Below are 16,255 nucleotides of genomic sequence, written 5' to 3'. Positions count from 1 at the left end.
GTGCGCGAAGGACGAGCCCGTTCGCATCGTTTGTTGCTAGAACGGCGATTCCGGCTCGGCGGCCATCGGGAGCGTGGCTGCATCGTTGTCCAGGAGCGACGGATAACGCGTCCTGGTCCTGCGCAGCGGAATTACGCCTGGCTGGCCAGAAACGACTCGCGCCGCGTTTTCGCTGGCGTTGCGCAGAATCTCGAGATGCGAGTTTTGCACGCCGTTGTAGATGGCGACCGCCGCGGCGCGATTCGCCGCGCCCAGTTGCTGGAAGATACTCGCAAGGTGGATTTTGACCGTGCCTTCGCTGATGCCGAGCGTCTTCGCGATCATCTTGTTCGTGCTGCCCATGTGGACGCAGCGCATGATCTGCTGCTGACGGGGCGAGAGCGTCGGATGCAGGCGAAGCCTGGGTGGAAGCTGGCTGCCGGCCTGCGCGCGGCGGGCGGCGAGTTCGAGCGTCAGTGCCGGATCGACGACGTCAGGCGGAATATAGTGACCGCCGACGAGCACCATCTCCAGCGCGCGAAGGATCACGATCGGCTCGAGCGTGCGGGGGATCACGCCCATGGCGCCCGCACTGATCAGCGCATAGACCAGCGCGGCGCCGCAGCGGTCGACCATGATGGCCGCGGGCACGCGGGGCGCGGTATCGAGCAGGATCTGCAGGTCGCCGGTGCGCAGGTCGGGCGCCCAGTCGATCACGATCATGTCGGGTTTGGAGCGTTTCAAGGCGGAACGGGCTTGTCTCCAGTCCTTCGCCTCGGTGAATTGCGCTTGGCGCGCAATACGGCGCAGCAATGTTTTAAGGCCCGCCCGGCGCTCGGCGTCGGAACCAATGATATTAATTTTCATGCTTTACCTCTCGTCAAAACACCCGTCGCCCTCGGCTTCGGGACTTGACGCCAGAGAACGGGTCGGCGTCAGCGCTATGTTGACAAATTTGAGGTGATTTGGCCCCCTATCCGAACGGCATAGGCATAAATACACAAAACCCCGCGCGAGGGCGGGGTTCGGTTCAGGTCGAAAACGGCTATTCGCCGGTTTCAGTGGAAATGAGGCTGCGCCGGCTCAGCGTCCTCGGGCATTTCGGCGTGGACGATCTCGCCGAGCGGATCCGCATAGAGCGGCACGCCGCAGTCATCGCAGAATTCGGGTTCGAAGCGTCCGGCATGGCGACGCACGTCCGACACCCCCGCCTTCTTCAGCAATTCGACGATCTCCTCGACCGCGCCGTTGGCGCCTTCGAGATCGGCGGCATCCTCATCCATGCCCAGCTCGCCGTTCTCGCGCCCATAGAGCGGCCACACGACGCCGTAGATCACGTCGTTGCTGCCGCGTCGTGTGAAGCCGATGCGATATTCGTCGATACGACGCTCGCCGAAACCTGCGATGACGGCGCGCAAGTCCTGGGGCGCGGCGCCGAGCGTGTCGAACAGATAGCGCACGGCGGTTCGTACCGTGTGCGGGCGAACCTGTTCATCGGCGTCGCGGCAGGCGGAGTAGTAGGCGTCGGGCAGGAGACACTCGAACTCGCAGCCGGGCAGAATGGCCGCGAAACTCGGCCCGCCTTGCGCGGCCCATTGCTCCAGGCATTGACCACGCTCGACGCGCCCGCCGTTCTCATCTTCCTGCCAGCGGAACAACGCCCCGCCGGCCGGTACGACGACCAGTGCCAGCAGGAATCGCGGGTCAGCGAGAATCGGCGAGGTTTCCGGAAGATCGGCGAGGTTCAGACGCGCGACGTTGCCGCTCAAGACCGTTTGCAGCAACTGTTGCGCGAGGCGCGCTGTATCGACGTGGTGCCGCGGCAACTGGTCGATGCTATAGAGATACGGCGCGACCGCCACGCGCGCGCCGGCCGCGAGGACATGCGCCTGCATCTGCGTGCGCAACGCATCGATGGCGTCGCCCTTGAGCGCGCCGGAAGGGATCGCGTAGCGCGTCCACGCGAGCACCGGGGCGGCCATGAGCAATGCTTCGTGGGGCGTGCCGTCGATATCGATGTTGAACGACTCGCTGTGGGTCTCGGCCATGTCGGCGAGGGCGCCATACGCGTCCGGATGATTCTGCTGCAGATGGTCGAGCGCGGCGTCGAGCGTCGTCTGATTGCCGTTGCGCACGAGTTTGGCGATGAGCGTGTCGAGGCGATCTTCCCAGAAGCGATCCTCGACACGGCTGCCGGACGCGAAGAGCGCGAGAGAGAGGCTGACGAGCTTGTCGGCGTCCGGGGGAATACGTTTTGCAAGTCGCGAGCGCATATCGATACAAGAGTGAATTGGTGCGGTGAACCTTTGATTGTAGTCGCTCGGCGGATGGTTTTATCGTGTGGCGATGCAGCACGTGGGTCTGTCGGACGAGATAGGCGCTTAGGAGGATCGAATAGTTTTTCAAACACCCCTTGCGGAGCCGGGATTCACTGACTAGAATTCCGTTCCTTCGCGATTCGATGAACGCGAAGGAGGCGGGATGAGGCGGTTCCCGGTGCGGTCGGCGAGAAAAGAAGTTCGAAGTTCTTGTTGACAGATACCGAAACGTTGTTCATAATCTCGTTTCTCTGCTGCTGATGCAGCGACGCAAGACGGAAGTTGATGTGATTCTTGCGATGTGCTCTTTAAAAACTAACAGCCGATAAGTGTGGGCGCTTGATAGCGAGTGCGGTTTCAGTCTTTCGGGGCTGAAGCAAAAAGCAAAAGTATCAAGAGTCTCACACGAAGTATCAGAGGAAGGTTTATCTGTCGAAAGATGGATTAATCATTGTCAGTACGTTGAGTGAGCGACCGGTTCTTAACGGAACCGAAAAACAGTAACAGGTTTGAACTGAAGAGTTTGATCCTGGCTCAGATTGAACGCTGGCGGCATGCCTTACACATGCAAGTCGAACGGCAGCACGGGGGCAACCCTGGTGGCGAGTGGCGAACGGGTGAGTAATACATCGGAACGTGTCCTGTAGTGGGGGATAGCCCGGCGAAAGCCGGATTAATACCGCATACGATCTACGGAAGAAAGCGGGGGATCTTCGGACCTCGCGCTGTAGGGGCGGCCGATGGCAGATTAGCTAGTTGGTGGGGTAAAGGCCTACCAAGGCGACGATCTGTAGCTGGTCTGAGAGGACGACCAGCCACACTGGGACTGAGACACGGCCCAGACTCCTACGGGAGGCAGCAGTGGGGAATTTTGGACAATGGGGGCAACCCTGATCCAGCAATGCCGCGTGTGTGAAGAAGGCCTTCGGGTTGTAAAGCACTTTTGTCCGGAAAGAAAACCATCGCCCTAATATGGTGGTGGGATGACGGTACCGGAAGAATAAGCACCGGCTAACTACGTGCCAGCAGCCGCGGTAATACGTAGGGTGCGAGCGTTAATCGGAATTACTGGGCGTAAAGCGTGCGCAGGCGGTCTGTTAAGACCGATGTGAAATCCCCGGGCTTAACCTGGGAACTGCATTGGTGACTGGCAGGCTTTGAGTGTGGCAGAGGGGGGTAGAATTCCACGTGTAGCAGTGAAATGCGTAGAGATGTGGAGGAATACCGATGGCGAAGGCAGCCCCCTGGGCCAACACTGACGCTCATGCACGAAAGCGTGGGGAGCAAACAGGATTAGATACCCTGGTAGTCCACGCCCTAAACGATGTCAACTAGTTGTTGGGGATTCATTTCCTTAGTAACGTAGCTAACGCGTGAAGTTGACCGCCTGGGGAGTACGGTCGCAAGATTAAAACTCAAAGGAATTGACGGGGACCCGCACAAGCGGTGGATGATGTGGATTAATTCGATGCAACGCGAAAAACCTTACCTACCCTTGACATGGTCGGAATCCCGCTGAGAGGTGGGAGTGCTCGAAAGAGAACCGGCGCACAGGTGCTGCATGGCTGTCGTCAGCTCGTGTCGTGAGATGTTGGGTTAAGTCCCGCAACGAGCGCAACCCTTGTCCTTAGTTGCTACGCAAGAGCACTCTAAGGAGACTGCCGGTGACAAACCGGAGGAAGGTGGGGATGACGTCAAGTCCTCATGGCCCTTATGGGTAGGGCTTCACACGTCATACAATGGTCGGAACAGAGGGTTGCCAAGCCGCGAGGTGGAGCCAATCCCAGAAAACCGATCGTAGTCCGGATCGCAGTCTGCAACTCGACTGCGTGAAGCTGGAATCGCTAGTAATCGCGGATCAGCATGCCGCGGTGAATACGTTCCCGGGTCTTGTACACACCGCCCGTCACACCATGGGAGTGGGTTTCACCAGAAGTAGGTAGCCTAACCGCAAGGAGGGCGCTTACCACGGTGGGATTCATGACTGGGGTGAAGTCGTAACAAGGTAGCCGTATCGGAAGGTGCGGCTGGATCACCTCCTTTCTCGAGCTTCGCACTTCAACATTAAGCGCTCACGCTTATCGGCTGTAAGAAAGACAGGCTAAGGGTCTGTAGCTCAGTCGGTTAGAGCACCGTCTTGATAAGGCGGGGGTCGTTGGTTCGAATCCAACCAGACCCACCACCCGAGAGAGGCGTGCTGACGGAGCAACAGTTCCTAGTCAGGCCATGAAGGGGGATTAGCTCAGCTGGGAGAGCACCTGCTTTGCAAGCAGGGGGTCGTCGGTTCGATCCCGTCATCCTCCACCAAGTCCTCAATGCTTAGGGTTCTGCTAAAAACGGCAGCGAACCTTAAGCATTGGCGACTATAGCCAGTTGATGCTGCAAGCAGTGCAACACGCTTGTCGGCTAAACGTTCTTTAACAATCTGGAAGAAGTAGTAAAGAGAGTTGCTGAAAGCACTTAGAGATGGGTGTGAGTAAGCGCTCAGGGTAGTGATTGTATCAAGTATGAAAAGGTGATCGAAAGATTGCTTTGGAATACGGCACAACGCGAATACTCAGCCTATAGCGAAATGAGTCGTCCCCTTGCGGGGATGAGATCAGAGTAAGCGCTAAAGCGCTAACTCTGATCGCTCAGACACACTCGTTATAGGGTCAAGCGAACAAGTGCATGTGGTGGATGCCTTGGCGATCACAGGCGATGAAGGACGCGGTAGCCTGCGAAAAGCTACGGGGAGCTGGCAAACGAGCTTTGATCCGTAGATGTCCGAATGGGGAAACCCGGCCCGTATGGGTCATCCTGGACTGAATACATAGGTCCAGTGAAGCGAACGCGGTGAACTGAAACATCTAAGTAACCGCAGGAAAAGAAATCAACCGAGATTCCCAGAGTAGTGGCGAGCGAAATGGGATCAGCCTGTACTCTTTATTTGACTTATTAGCCGAACGCTCTGGAAAGTGCGGCCCTAGCAGGTGATAGCCCTGTAGGCGAAAATAGGTTGAAAGAACTAGGTGTACGACAAGTAGGGCGGGACACGTGAAATCCTGTCTGAAGATGGGGGGACCATCCTCCAAGGCTAAATACTCGTGATCGACCGATAGTGAACCAGTACCGTGAGGGAAAGGCGAAAAGAACCCCGGGAGGGGAGTGAAATAGATCCTGAAACCGCATGCATACAAACAGTCGGAGCCTGGAAACGGGTGACGGCGTACCTTTTGTATAATGGGTCAGCGACTTACGTTCAGTAGCGAGCTTAACTGATTAAGGCAGGCGTAGCGAAAGCGAGTCCGAATAGGGCGATCAGTTGCTGGGCGTAGACCCGAAACCAAGTGATCTATCCATGGCCAGGTTGAAGGTGCGGTAACACGTACTGGAGGACCGAACCCACTAACGTTGAAAAGTTAGGGGATGAGCTGTGGATAGGGGTGAAAGGCTAAACAAACTTGGAAATAGCTGGTTCTCTCCGAAAACTATTTAGGTAGTGCCTCGTGTATCACCTTCGGGGGTAGAGCACTGTCATGGTTGTGGGGTCCATTGCGGATTACTACGCCATAGCAAACTCCGAATACCGAAGAGTGCAATCACGGGAGACAGACATCGGGTGCTAACGTCCGGTGTCAAGAGGGAAACAACCCAGACCGCCAGCTAAGGTCCCAAAGATTGGCTAAGTGGGAAACGAAGTGGGAAGGCTAAAACAGTCAGGAGGTTGGCTTAGAAGCAGCCACCCTTTAAAGAAAGCGTAATAGCTCACTGATCGAGTCGTCCTGCGCGGAAGATGTAACGGGGCTCAAGCCAGTCACCGAAGCTGCGGATACACGTTGAAAGATACGTGTGTGGTAGGAGAGCGTTCCGTAAGCCTGCGAAGGTGTGTCGAAAGGCATGCTGGAGGTATCGGAAGTGCGAATGCTGACATGAGTAGCGATAAAGGGGGTGAAAAGCCCCCTCGCCGTAAGCCCAAGGTTTCCTACGCAACGTTCATCGGCGTAGGGTGAGTCGGCCCCTAAGGCGAGGCAGAAATGCGTAGCTGATGGGAAGCAGGTCAATATTCCTGCACCATTGTTAGATGCGATGGGGGGACGGATCGCGGAAGGTTGTCCGGGTGTTGGACGTCCCGGTCGCTGCATTGGAGAAGGCGCTTAGGCAAATCCGGGCGCGTAATTCAAGGGTGTGGCGCGAGCTTCTTAGGAAGCGAAGCAATTGGAAGTGGTTCCAAGAAAAGCCTCTAAGCTTCAGTCTAATAGTGACCGTACCGCAAACCGACACAGGTGGGCGAGATGAGTATTCTAAGGCGCTTGAGAGAACTCGGGAGAAGGAACTCGGCAAATTGGTACCGTAACTTCGGGATAAGGTACGCCCTTGTAGCTTGACTGGCCTGCGCCAGGAGGGTGAAAGGGTTGCAATAAACTGGTGGCTGCGACTGTTTAATAAAAACACAGCACTCTGCAAACACGAAAGTGGACGTATAGGGTGTGACGCCTGCCCGGTGCCGGAAGATTAAATGATGGGGTGCAAGCTCTTGATTGAAGTCCCGGTAAACGGCGGCCGTAACTATAACGGTCCTAAGGTAGCGAAATTCCTTGTCGGGTAAGTTCCGACCTGCACGAATGGCGTAACGATGGCCACACTGTCTCCTCCCGAGACTCAGCGAAGTTGAAGTGTTTGTGATGATGCAATCTCCCCGCGGCTAGACGGAAAGACCCCATGAACCTTTACTGTAGCTTTGCATTGGACTTTGAACCGATCTGTGTAGGATAGGTGGGAGGCTATGAAGCGTGAACGCTAGTTTGCGTGGAGCCGTCCTTGAAATACCACCCTGGTTTGTTTGAGGTTCTAACCTTGGTCCATGATCTGGATCGGGGACAGTGCATGGTAGGCAGTTTGACTGGGGCGGTCTCCTCCCAAAGTGTAACGGAGGAGTACGAAGGTACGCTAGGTACGGTCGGAAATCGTGCTGATAGTGCAATGGCATAAGCGTGCTTAACTGCGAGACCGACAAGTCGAGCAGGTGCGAAAGCAGGTCATAGTGATCCGGTGGTTCTGTATGGAAGGGCCATCGCTCAACGGATAAAAGGTACTCTGGGGATAACAGGCTGATACCGCCCAAGAGTTCATATCGACGGCGGTGTTTGGCACCTCGATGTCGGCTCATCTCATCCTGGGGCTGTAGCCGGTCCCAAGGGTATGGCTGTTCGCCATTTAAAGAGGTACGTGAGCTGGGTTTAAAACGTCGTGAGACAGTTTGGTCCCTATCTGCCGTGGGCGTTGGATATTTGAAGGGGGCTGCTCCTAGTACGAGAGGACCGGAGTGGACGAACCTCTGGTGTACCGGTTGTCACGCCAGTGGCATCGCCGGGTAGCTATGTTCGGAAGAGATAACCGCTGAAAGCATCTAAGCGGGAAACTCGCCTTAAGATGAGATATCCCCGGGGCTTCGAGCCCCTTGAAGGGTCGTTCCAGACCAGGACGTTGATAGGTCAGGTGTGTAAGTGCAGTAATGCATTGAGCTAACTGATACTAATTGCCCGTAAGGCTTGATCCTATAACCAGTGTGTTTGTGCCTCCTCAGGAGCCCGCACTGGCGAGTACAGCGTGTGCGACAATCGCCACCCGAATTCTTTACCGCTTCTTCCCGGATTGGTTGTGTTGACCACGTCAACCCAACAACAAGTCATGCCTGATGACCATAGCGAGTCGGTCCCACCCCTTCCCATCCCGAACAGGACCGTGAAACGACTCCACGCCGATGATAGTGCGGGTTCCCGTGTGAAAGTAGGTAATCGTCAGGCTCCTCATGCCGTAAAACAAAAACCCCACCTCACAAAGGTGGGGTTTTTGCGTTTCTGCCCCACATCCTTCTCCTCTCCCTTCGTGGCCTGACAGCGTGCGCCGGCCCATCGGTTGTTTACCCTCCCACAGCAAAATACTGTATAAATATACAGTAAAATTAGAGGTCGCCGAGCGCTCGAACCATGAGCAGGCCCTTGCATTCGCGCTGGACGGGGAAACTCATGGGTGCAGCACTTTCATTGCTCGATATCGGGCTGACATCGCATCTGCAGCGTCAGGTCTGGCAGGGCAGTCCGATCAACGATCCCGACTCGAACATCATCTCGAGCGGCTTTCGGACGCTCGATCTCGCCTTGCCCGGCGCCGGATGGATGCCTGGCTCAGTCACCGAATTGCTGATCGAGCAGAGCGGCGTCGGTGAAATCAGGCTGCTCGCGCACACGCTTCGAGAGCTGACAGCAAGCAAAGGCCGCTCCGTCATCTTCGTCGCGCCACCTTGGAAGCCCAATCTGGCCGCGCTTCGGGCGATGAACATCTCGGTGAACAAGCTCGTCTGGGTCAAGGCGCCGGAGGATCAGGTGCTCTGGGCGGCGGAACAGTCGCTGAAGCAGGAAGGCATCGGCGCTGTGCTGATCTGGCTACCGCAAGTGCGCTCCGAAGCGCTGCGAAGGCTGCAAGTGGCAGCTCAGGAAGCGCAGTCGCTGGCGTTCCTGTTCCGCCCGCTCAAAGCGGCGAAGCAATCATCCGCCGCGCCGCTGCGCATGGTCTGCAAGCCGATACTTCCCGCCAACGCGCAGACGATGAACCGTCGCGAATGGATGCAGGCCGTCATGCTCGAGATCGACATCATCAAGCGGCGCGGTCCGTTGCTGGGCAAGCCGTTGCGGTTGAGCGTGCCGTTGCAGATGCCTGCGCTGCCCGAACATATTCGTCGCGCGCATCAGGCAAGGAAAGCACGAGAGGTCAAACATGTTGTGGATAGCGGTGACATTGCCGCTTTTATCGCTCGAAGCAGTCAGGCCGCCATCGATGCCCTCGGCATCGGCGAGTTCGATCTCGCCTGGAGCAGCATCGACGCCGAATGACAGCCGCGTCGACGATATCGATCAGCCATGCTTCGCGCTCGCCGATCACGCGCGCATCCTGATGCCCGATCTCGTTGCGTTTCGGCTCGGCGTGCGGCCTGGCTGCACGCGCTCGCACGCGTTCGCGCTGGCGCCCCAGCTGACGTTGCTCGCCGTCGATATTCGCGAAGAGCAGCGCGCACTCGAAGCCGTTGCGCTGGCGTTGCTCGCGTTCACGCCCAAAGTCGTGCTGACCCATGCGAACACGGTGCTGCTCGAAGTCGGTGCGAGCATGCGGCTTTTCGGCGGATTGCGCGCGTTGCTGTCCAGGGTGACGTCGACGGTGAAAGGATGCGGCTTCACCTCGCGCATGGGTTGCGCGCCGACTGCGTGGGGCGCATGGTTGCTGGCGCACGCGCGCACGCGTCGTGTGGCGCGTCGCGTGCGTATCGTGAAAGAGACGACGCTCATACGCGTGCTCGATGAGCTGCCCGTAACGCTCGTGCCGTCGGCGCATTCGCACGGCAACGCGTTCGAACAGATCGGCTGTACGACGCTTGCCGATTTGCGCCGTCTGCCGCGCAAGGGTGTCGCGCGACGGTTCGGGCAAGGCGTCCTGCAATGGCTCGCGCAGGCATACGGACAGGCGCCCGACCCGCGCGAGGCGTTTTGCGCGCCGGCGTCGTTCGAAGCGCGGCTCGAACTGCAGGCGCGCGTGGAAAACGCCGACGCGTTGCTGTTCGCCGCCCGCCGTCTCGTGCTGCAACTCGCCGGCTGGCTGAGCGCGCATCATGCGGCCGTCAGCGAATTCTCGCTGTTGCTCGAGCACGAACTGGCCGCCCGTCACGCGCCGAAAACGTCGACGTTCAAGGTGGCGTGGGCCGTGCCGACGCGCGAAGCCGATCACATCCTCTGGTTGTTGCGCGAGAAGCTGAATCAGACGACGCTCGCAGCGCCCGTGATCGAGATGAAGCTTCTGGCCGACAAGATCAGCGAACACGCGCCGCCGCCCGACACCCTGTTTCCGATGCCAGGTTCCGACAGCGAATCGATGGCGCAACTGCTCGAACGTCTGAGCGCGCGACTCGGCGCCGAGAATGTCGTGCAACTGGTCGCGCGGGACGATCACCGGCCCGAAGCGGCGATGACGGTCGAAGCCTGTAAGCCCGGGCACGAAGCAAAGTCGAAGCGAGGAAAGAAGTCGCTGGAGGCTCAAGCAGCAAAAACGAGCGCGCCGGTCGAGACGGAAGCTGAGACAGAAGCCGAAGCGCCAACCGAATCCGACGAACCGCTCGCGCTTCCCGACCTGGCCGTTCCTTCGCAGCCGCGGCCTTCGTGGATACTCGAAACGCCGCAAAAGCTGATGTTGCGCAATGAGCGGCCGTTCTATCAACGTCCACTGAAGCTCATCAGCCGGACCGAACGCATCGAGGCGGGATGGTGGGACGGCAACGGCGTCCAGCGCGATTACTACGTCGCCGCCGACGATCGCGGTCGCATGTTCTGGCTCTATCGCGAACGTCTGAGCGGGTACTGGTTCCTGCACGGTTTTTTCGGATGATGCCGCCATGGACGATTTGAGCGACATCATCGGCCTGGGCGAAGGCGACGAAAACAACGGCAAGGCGGCATCGCTAGGCTCGTCGGCGTTGTTGCCCGGTTACGCCGAACTGCATTGCCTGAGCAACTTTTCGTTCCTGCGCGGCGCGTCGCATCCGCAGGAACTGGCGGCGGCCGCGCTCGAACATGGCTATACCGCGCTCGCGATCACGGACGAATGCTCGCTCGCGGGCGTCGTGCGTGCACATGCCGCAATCAAGGACATCGAAGCGAAAGCGCAGGCCGCTGCCGAAGCCGCGCGGCTTGCCGGTGAACCGCCGCCGAAGACGCAGGCACTGAAGCTGATCATCGGCAGCGAACTGCATCTCACCGATCACGACGGCAAAGCATTCTGCACACTGATCGCGCTCGCGACGAATCGTGCAGGCTACGGCAATCTGTCGGAGCTGATTTCGCTTGCGCGCTCGCGTGCGCCCAAAGGCAGTTACAAGCTAGGCCCGGAAGACTTCACCGATCCCGCCGCCTCATCCGATACGGCAGACCTGCGCGGCGATATCGCCCATCTGAAGCACTTGCCCGATTGCCTCCTGATTCTCGTGCCGCAGCGCTCGGCGACGCTCGCCGACACGCTCGATCGCGCGCACTGGCTGGCCAGTTTCGCCGCGAGCCGCGCGTGGCTCGCGCTGGAGCTCTGGCAGGACGGCAGCGACGACGAACGTCTTGCTTCGTGCCGCGTGATGGCCGAAGCAAGCGGATTGCCGCTCGTCGCGGCGAGCGGCGCGCTGATGCATGCGCGTTCGCGCAAGCCGTTGCAGGACACCTTGACCGCGATTCGCCTGAACCGGCCGCTCGCCGAATGCGGTTATGCGCTCGAAGCGAACGCGGAGCGGCATCTGCGCACGCGGCTGCGTATCGGCGCGCTGTATCCCAAAGAGACGATCAGGGAAACGCTGAAGGTGGCCGCACGCTGCACGTTCACGCTCGATGAACTCAGGTACGAATATCCCGAAGAACTGGTGCCGCCCGGCGAGACGCCCGCGAGCTATCTGCGCAAGCAGGTGATTGCCGGTGCGTTGCAACGCTGGCCGAACGGCATGGACGCCGAGACGATCGGTCTTATCGAAAAGGAGTTGACGCTCGTCGCCAGGCTGGAATACGAGAAGTACTTCCTGACGGTCTATGACATCGTCGCGTTTGCGCGCAGCAAAGGGATTCTGTGTCAGGGGCGCGGCTCGGCGGCGAATTCGATCATCTGCTATTGCCTCTTCATCACCGAGCTCGATCCGGTCCGGATGGACTTGCTGATCGAACGCTTCATTTCGCAAGCGCGCAACGAGCCACCCGATATCGATGTCGATTTCGAGCATCAGCGGCGCGAGGAAGTGATCCAGTACATCTATCGGAAATACGGACGGCATCGCGCGTCGCTGGCGGCGTCGCTCATCACGTATCACACGCGCAGCGCGCTGAAGGATGTGGGCAAGGCGCTCGGGCTCGATGCGTCGCTGATCGAGCGCATCGGCAAGTCGCAGCAGTGGTGGGACGGGCCGTCGGCGGTCGCGGGCTATCTTAGGGAAGCGGGCTTCAGCGACGATTCGCATGTCACGAAGCATCTCATCCGCTTGACGCGCGAGTTGCGCGGCTTTCCGCGACATCTGTCGCAACATGTCGGCGGCTTCGTGATCGCGCGGGAGCGGTTGTCGCGGCTCGTGCCGATCGAAAACGCCGCGATGAAAGACCGCTGCGTGATCCAGTGGGACAAGGACGACATCGATCAGCTGAAGCTCCTGAAAGTGGACGTGCTCGCGCTCGGCATGCTGTCGGCGATCCGGCGCGCGCTCGAATTCGTCGCGCTGCGGCGCGGCGTGCCGGGCTTCGGTCTCGCGCATATTCGCCGCGAGGACAAGGCCGTCTATGAGATGTGCTGCCGCGCGGACACCATCGGCGTGTTTCAGATCGAATCGCGTGCACAGCAGAGCATGCTGCCGCGCTTGCGGCCCCAGAAGTATTACGACCTCGTGATCGAAGTGGCGATCGTGCGGCCCGGCCCGATTCAGGGCGGCATGGTGCATCCGTATCTGCGCCGCAAGCAAGGGCTGGAAGAGGAGGAATATCCGAAAGAGGAACTGCGGCCGGTGCTCGGCCGCACGCTCGGCGTGCCGATCTTCCAGGAGCAGGTGATGAAGCTCGCGATGGTCGCGGCCGGCTACACGGCGGAGCAGGCCGACCAGTTGCGCCGCGCGATGGCAGCGTGGCGTCGCGGCAGTCATCTGGAGAAATATCAGGCCGATCTCATGAAAAAGATGCTCGCGCGCGGTTACGAGCATGATTTCGCGGCGCGCGTGTGCAAGCAGATCGAGGGTTTCGGCGAATACGGCTTTCCGGAGAGTCACTCGGCGAGCTTCGCGCTGCTCGTCTATATCAGCGCGTGGATCAAGCGCTACGAGCCCGCGGCGTTCCTCGCCGGTCTGCTGAACAGCCAGCCGCTCGGTTTCTATTCGCCCTCGCAACTCGTGCAGGACGCAAAGCGCCACGGCGTGCCGGTGTTCGCGCCCGATGTTTCGCTGAGCGACTGGGAATCGGTGCTGGAAGCGCGCTCCGGCAACGGCGAGCGCATCGTGTTCGATGCTGGCAAGGAACGGCGGCGTCAGCAGTTCTACGGCGCGGCCGAGTCGGATCGCGTGTTTCGGAAGACGGTGCGGCGCGGGGCGCGCAAGCTCAGAAAGCGCGTCGAACTGGATGGACGGCAATACGGCGTGAAAGGGCCGGGCGTACGGATCGGCCTGCAACTGATCAAGGGCCTCCCGCAGGCGGCGGCCGAGCGCATCATGGCCGCGCGCGCGCAGGCGCCATTCACCGATGTCGACGATCTCACGCGTCGTGCGGACTTGTCGCGCCGCGAGCTCGAAGCGCTTGCGGCGGGAAATGCGCTCGCGAGCATCGCGGGGCATCGGCGTCAGGCATGGTGGGCGGTCACCGCGCAGCAGCGCGCGCCGGAATTGCTGCGCGACGCGCCGATGAGCGAGGCGCCGCTCCTGCTGCCGGAGGCATCGGAAGGCCGCGAAATCGTCGACGACTACGCGAGTCTCGGGCTCACGCTCAATCGTCATCCGCTCGCTCTCTTGCGCAGCAAGCTTGCGCGCATGCGTTTCAAGACAGCCGCCGAACTGGCAGACATCAGAAACGGACGCTTCGTGCGGGCGTGCGGCATCGTGACCGTGCGGCAGCGGCCAGGCACGGCGAACGGGACGATTTTCGTCTCGATAGAAGACGAAACCGGCGCGATCAACGTGATCGTCTGGCCCGGACTCGTCGAGAAGCAGCGCAAGGTGCTGCTAGGGGCGTCGCTGCTCGGTGTGCATGGGGTCTGGCAGATGGAGGGCGAGGTGCGGCATCTGGTGGCGCAGCGGCTCGAAGACCATAGCGCGCTGCTCGGCCGCCTCGCCACGCCGAGCCGCGATTTTCACTGAGACGAGACGTCCGGATACCGTGCGAGCAGTCCGGCGATGGCGACATCGAACGATGTGCGCCGCCCGATGCCGAGCGCTTCCAGCCGGCCGGAATCGAGATGGCAGTCACGCGGACGCGGTGTCGCGTCAGCCGGCGCGCGCTGTGCGACGAGCTTCGCGTCCACCTTCAGCACGCGCGCGATGCGTCGGGCGATATCGAACTTCGTCATGGGTTCGTCGCCGGACCATTGCGTGATGCCGGAGATCCTCGCGCCCCTCGCGTGATGTTCGAGCATGCCGCGAATCACCACGGCGACATCCGGCGTGAAAGTCGGATAGCGCGTTGCCCAGGCGTCCATCGACGCGGGCGGGTTCGCCGGGTCGGCGGACTTGACGATCGCGGGCGTGAGGCTCGTCACCGCCGATTCGTTCCACTCGGTGAACGGCCCGTAAAGCAACGGCAGGCGCAGCACGCAGGACGCCGGATCGCCCGCGAGCAACGCGCGTTCGCCGTCCAGTTTGCTCTGGCCGTAGGCGTTGAGCGGTGCGGGAGTATCGTCGGGGAGATAGGGCGGAGTGGTGCCGTCGAACACGTAGTCGGTCGATATCGACAACACCCACGCGCCTAGCGAGCGCGCCTCGCTCGCAATCACGCTCAAGGCCTCCACGTTCAACGCGCGAGCGAGCGCCGGATCGTTTTCGCAGATGTCCGGACGCCGCTCCGCCGCCGCGACGACGATCGCATCGGGCGCGAGTTCGCGAAGGAAGGCGCGCACCGCGTCATGGTCGAGCAGATCGAGTTTCACGTTCTGCGCGTCGGCGCGGCTGCGAGCCGTGCACACGATGCGCCAGTCTCTAGCGCCGGGCGCGCTCGCCAGCTCGGCGGCGACGGCACGGCCCAGAAGTCCCGACGCGCCGATGAGCGCGACGGTAAAACGCCCGTCCGCGCTCATGCGGAAGCTACGCCGACGACCGTGTAGCCAGCCTCGTCGATGGCTTCCTTCAACGCATCATTCGATTGCGCCGATTCAACGGCGACCCGGCCTCGCTCCAGATCCACGCGCACTTGCGCCTGCGGATCGATTTCCTGGATCGAGCGCGTCACGGCCGCGACGCAGTGCTGGCAACTCATGCCTTGAACTTCGAATTCGGTCATTGCGGTTTCCCCTTGAAAAAGCGTTGATCGACGACATCGTATACCTTGCCATCATGGGAAGGTGTAGAGTCGAAGCGACATTTTTGGGGAACAGGCATGAATATCGGCGAAGCGGCCCGCGCGTCGGGCGTGACGGCAAAGATGATCCGCTATTACGAAAGCGTCGGATTGCTCAACCCTGTCGGACGGACATCATCGGGATATCGCGTGTACGGCCACCAGGAGGTCCACGCGCTGCGTTTCGTGCGGCAGGCGCGCCGGTTGGGCTTTCTCGTCGAGGACATTCGAAAACTCCTGGCCTTATGGCAGGACCGGTCGCGTGCAAGCGCCGAAGTGAAGTCGATCGCACTGGAACACGTCGCGGAGCTGGACCGGCGAATTGCCGAACTGACGGAGATGCGCGACACGCTGTCGCATCTTGCGAATCACTGTCATGGCGACGCCCGACCGGATTGCCCGATCCTAGACAAGCTTGCGCAGTAAATGCACTATTGTGGTGCTAGTGTATACGCGACTATGCGGGCAAATCAACTAATCGTCTGAAAAAACAGCAGTTTAAGCAAGGATTTTGCCCGCACCATTCCGAATCCGTATGCACAGTATTCAAGCATTTCACTAGCGTTCCGTCAGGGTTTTCCTCTATAATCCGGGTATTCCCTGATGCGGGTAATCCCTGACCCGAACTGCCAGGGATCGTCTAGAGACCTTGGAGAACATCATGTTTGCATTCCTGATCGAAAAACTGAGCATTTGGTTTGAAGCTGCCGAGCAGCGTCGCCGCGAAGCGTACCTTGCGCAATCGACGGACATCGTCCAGCTCGAACAGCGCATTCGCTCGCTCGAAACGAACGGCTACAACGCGTAAGCGTTTCGTTCGTGGCGCAAAAAATCGCCGCACGTGAAAGTTGAAAAAGCCCCGCATTGCGGGGCTTTTTCTTTGGG

At 59.9% G+C, this 16,255-nt stretch carries 9 protein-coding genes, 2 tRNA genes and 3 rRNA genes; 10 read left to right on the top strand and 4 right to left on the bottom strand.

What is annotated here, in order from left to right:
• Positions 1-36 precede the first annotated feature (36 nt).
• Positions 37-846 carry a response regulator transcription factor gene (locus NK8_RS08730; protein ID WP_162065847.1) on the bottom strand — a complete coding sequence of 270 codons (810 nt, stop codon included), beginning with the start codon at positions 844-846 and terminating at the stop codon, positions 37-39.
• 191 nt (positions 847-1,037) lie between these two features.
• Positions 1,038-2,252, bottom strand: coding sequence for a DUF2863 family protein (locus NK8_RS08725; RefSeq protein ID WP_213226077.1), 1,215 nt, complete (start codon positions 2,250-2,252; stop codon positions 1,038-1,040).
• A 556-nt stretch (positions 2,253-2,808) separates the two neighbouring features.
• Here NK8_RS08725 and NK8_RS08720 point away from each other — a divergent pair.
• The 8 genes from NK8_RS08720 (at position 2,809) to NK8_RS08685 (ending at position 14,178) form a co-directional block, all read left to right on the top strand.
• Positions 2,809-4,340: ribosomal RNA gene (locus tag NK8_RS08720) — 16S ribosomal RNA — on the top strand.
• A gap of 62 nt (positions 4,341-4,402) precedes the next feature.
• Positions 4,403-4,479, top strand: a tRNA-Ile gene (locus NK8_RS08715).
• Positions 4,480-4,528: 49 nt separating this feature from the next.
• A tRNA-Ala gene (locus NK8_RS08710) sits at positions 4,529-4,604 on the top strand.
• A gap of 345 nt (positions 4,605-4,949) precedes the next feature.
• Positions 4,950-7,836, top strand: a 23S ribosomal RNA gene (locus NK8_RS08705).
• Positions 7,837-7,970: 134 nt separating this feature from the next.
• A 5S ribosomal RNA gene (gene rrf / locus NK8_RS08700) occupies positions 7,971-8,083 on the top strand.
• The 16S, 23S and 5S rRNA genes sit together here with 2 tRNA genes alongside, the layout of an rRNA operon.
• 222 nt (positions 8,084-8,305) lie before the next feature.
• On the top strand, positions 8,306-9,169 hold the full coding sequence (gene imuA / locus NK8_RS08695) for a translesion DNA synthesis-associated protein ImuA (protein ID WP_213226076.1): 864 nt from the start codon (positions 8,306-8,308) through the stop codon (positions 9,167-9,169).
• Positions 9,114-10,709 carry a DNA polymerase Y family protein gene (locus tag NK8_RS08690; protein WP_225936148.1) on the top strand — a complete coding sequence of 532 codons (1,596 nt, stop codon included), beginning with the start codon at positions 9,114-9,116 and terminating at the stop codon, positions 10,707-10,709. The genes imuA and NK8_RS08690 overlap by 56 nt, the downstream gene beginning before the upstream one ends.
• A 7-nt stretch (positions 10,710-10,716) precedes the next feature.
• Positions 10,717-14,178 (top strand): error-prone DNA polymerase, encoded by a 3,462-nt coding sequence (locus tag NK8_RS08685; RefSeq protein WP_213226074.1) that lies wholly within the window; start codon positions 10,717-10,719, stop codon positions 14,176-14,178.
• Here NK8_RS08685 and NK8_RS08680 read toward each other — a convergent pair.
• Entirely contained in the window at positions 14,172-15,110 is a 939-nt protein-coding gene (locus tag NK8_RS08680; protein ID WP_213226073.1) for an SDR family oxidoreductase, read from the bottom strand. The genes NK8_RS08685 and NK8_RS08680 overlap by 7 nt on opposite strands.
• A complete protein-coding gene (locus NK8_RS08675) occupies positions 15,107-15,313 on the bottom strand; it encodes a heavy-metal-associated domain-containing protein (RefSeq protein ID WP_162065844.1) in 207 nt (68 codons plus the stop codon). The genes NK8_RS08680 and NK8_RS08675 overlap by 4 nt, the downstream gene beginning before the upstream one ends.
• Positions 15,314-15,409: 96 nt before the next feature.
• Here NK8_RS08675 and cueR point away from each other — a divergent pair, with 96 nt between their 5' ends.
• Positions 15,410-15,796, top strand: a complete 387-nt coding sequence (gene cueR / locus NK8_RS08670; RefSeq protein WP_162065843.1) for a Cu(I)-responsive transcriptional regulator — start codon at positions 15,410-15,412, stop codon at positions 15,794-15,796.
• Between the two features lie 235 nt (positions 15,797-16,031).
• Positions 16,032-16,178, top strand: a complete 147-nt coding sequence (locus NK8_RS08665; protein WP_008349196.1) for a DUF3563 family protein — start codon at positions 16,032-16,034, stop codon at positions 16,176-16,178.
• Positions 16,179-16,255: the final 77 nt, after the last annotated feature.

Origin of the sequence: Caballeronia sp. NK8, assembly GCF_018408855.1 — a bacterium.
GTDB lineage: Bacteria > Pseudomonadota > Gammaproteobacteria > Burkholderiales > Burkholderiaceae > Caballeronia.
Note: the sequence above shows the minus strand (reverse complement) of the source record. Positions and strands in the feature narration are given on the sequence as shown.

Coding starts and splice junctions, on each gene's coding strand:
- NK8_RS08680 (WP_213226073.1), bottom strand. CDS start 15,110: ATGAGCGCGGACGGGCGTTTTACCGTCGCGCTCATCGGCGCGTCGGGA.
- NK8_RS08665 (WP_008349196.1), top strand. CDS start 16,032: ATGTTTGCATTCCTGATCGAAAAACTGAGCATTTGGTTTGAAGCTGCC.
- NK8_RS08675 (WP_162065844.1), bottom strand. CDS start 15,313: ATGACCGAATTCGAAGTTCAAGGCATGAGTTGCCAGCACTGCGTCGCG.
- NK8_RS08725 (WP_213226077.1), bottom strand. CDS start 2,252: ATGCGCTCGCGACTTGCAAAACGTATTCCCCCGGACGCCGACAAGCTC.
- NK8_RS08690 (WP_225936148.1), top strand. CDS start 9,114: ATGCCCTCGGCATCGGCGAGTTCGATCTCGCCTGGAGCAGCATCGACG.
- NK8_RS08685 (WP_213226074.1), top strand. CDS start 10,717: ATGGACGATTTGAGCGACATCATCGGCCTGGGCGAAGGCGACGAAAAC.
- cueR (WP_162065843.1), top strand. CDS start 15,410: ATGAATATCGGCGAAGCGGCCCGCGCGTCGGGCGTGACGGCAAAGATG.
- imuA (WP_213226076.1), top strand. CDS start 8,306: ATGGGTGCAGCACTTTCATTGCTCGATATCGGGCTGACATCGCATCTG.
- NK8_RS08730 (WP_162065847.1), bottom strand. CDS start 846: ATGAAAATTAATATCATTGGTTCCGACGCCGAGCGCCGGGCGGGCCTT.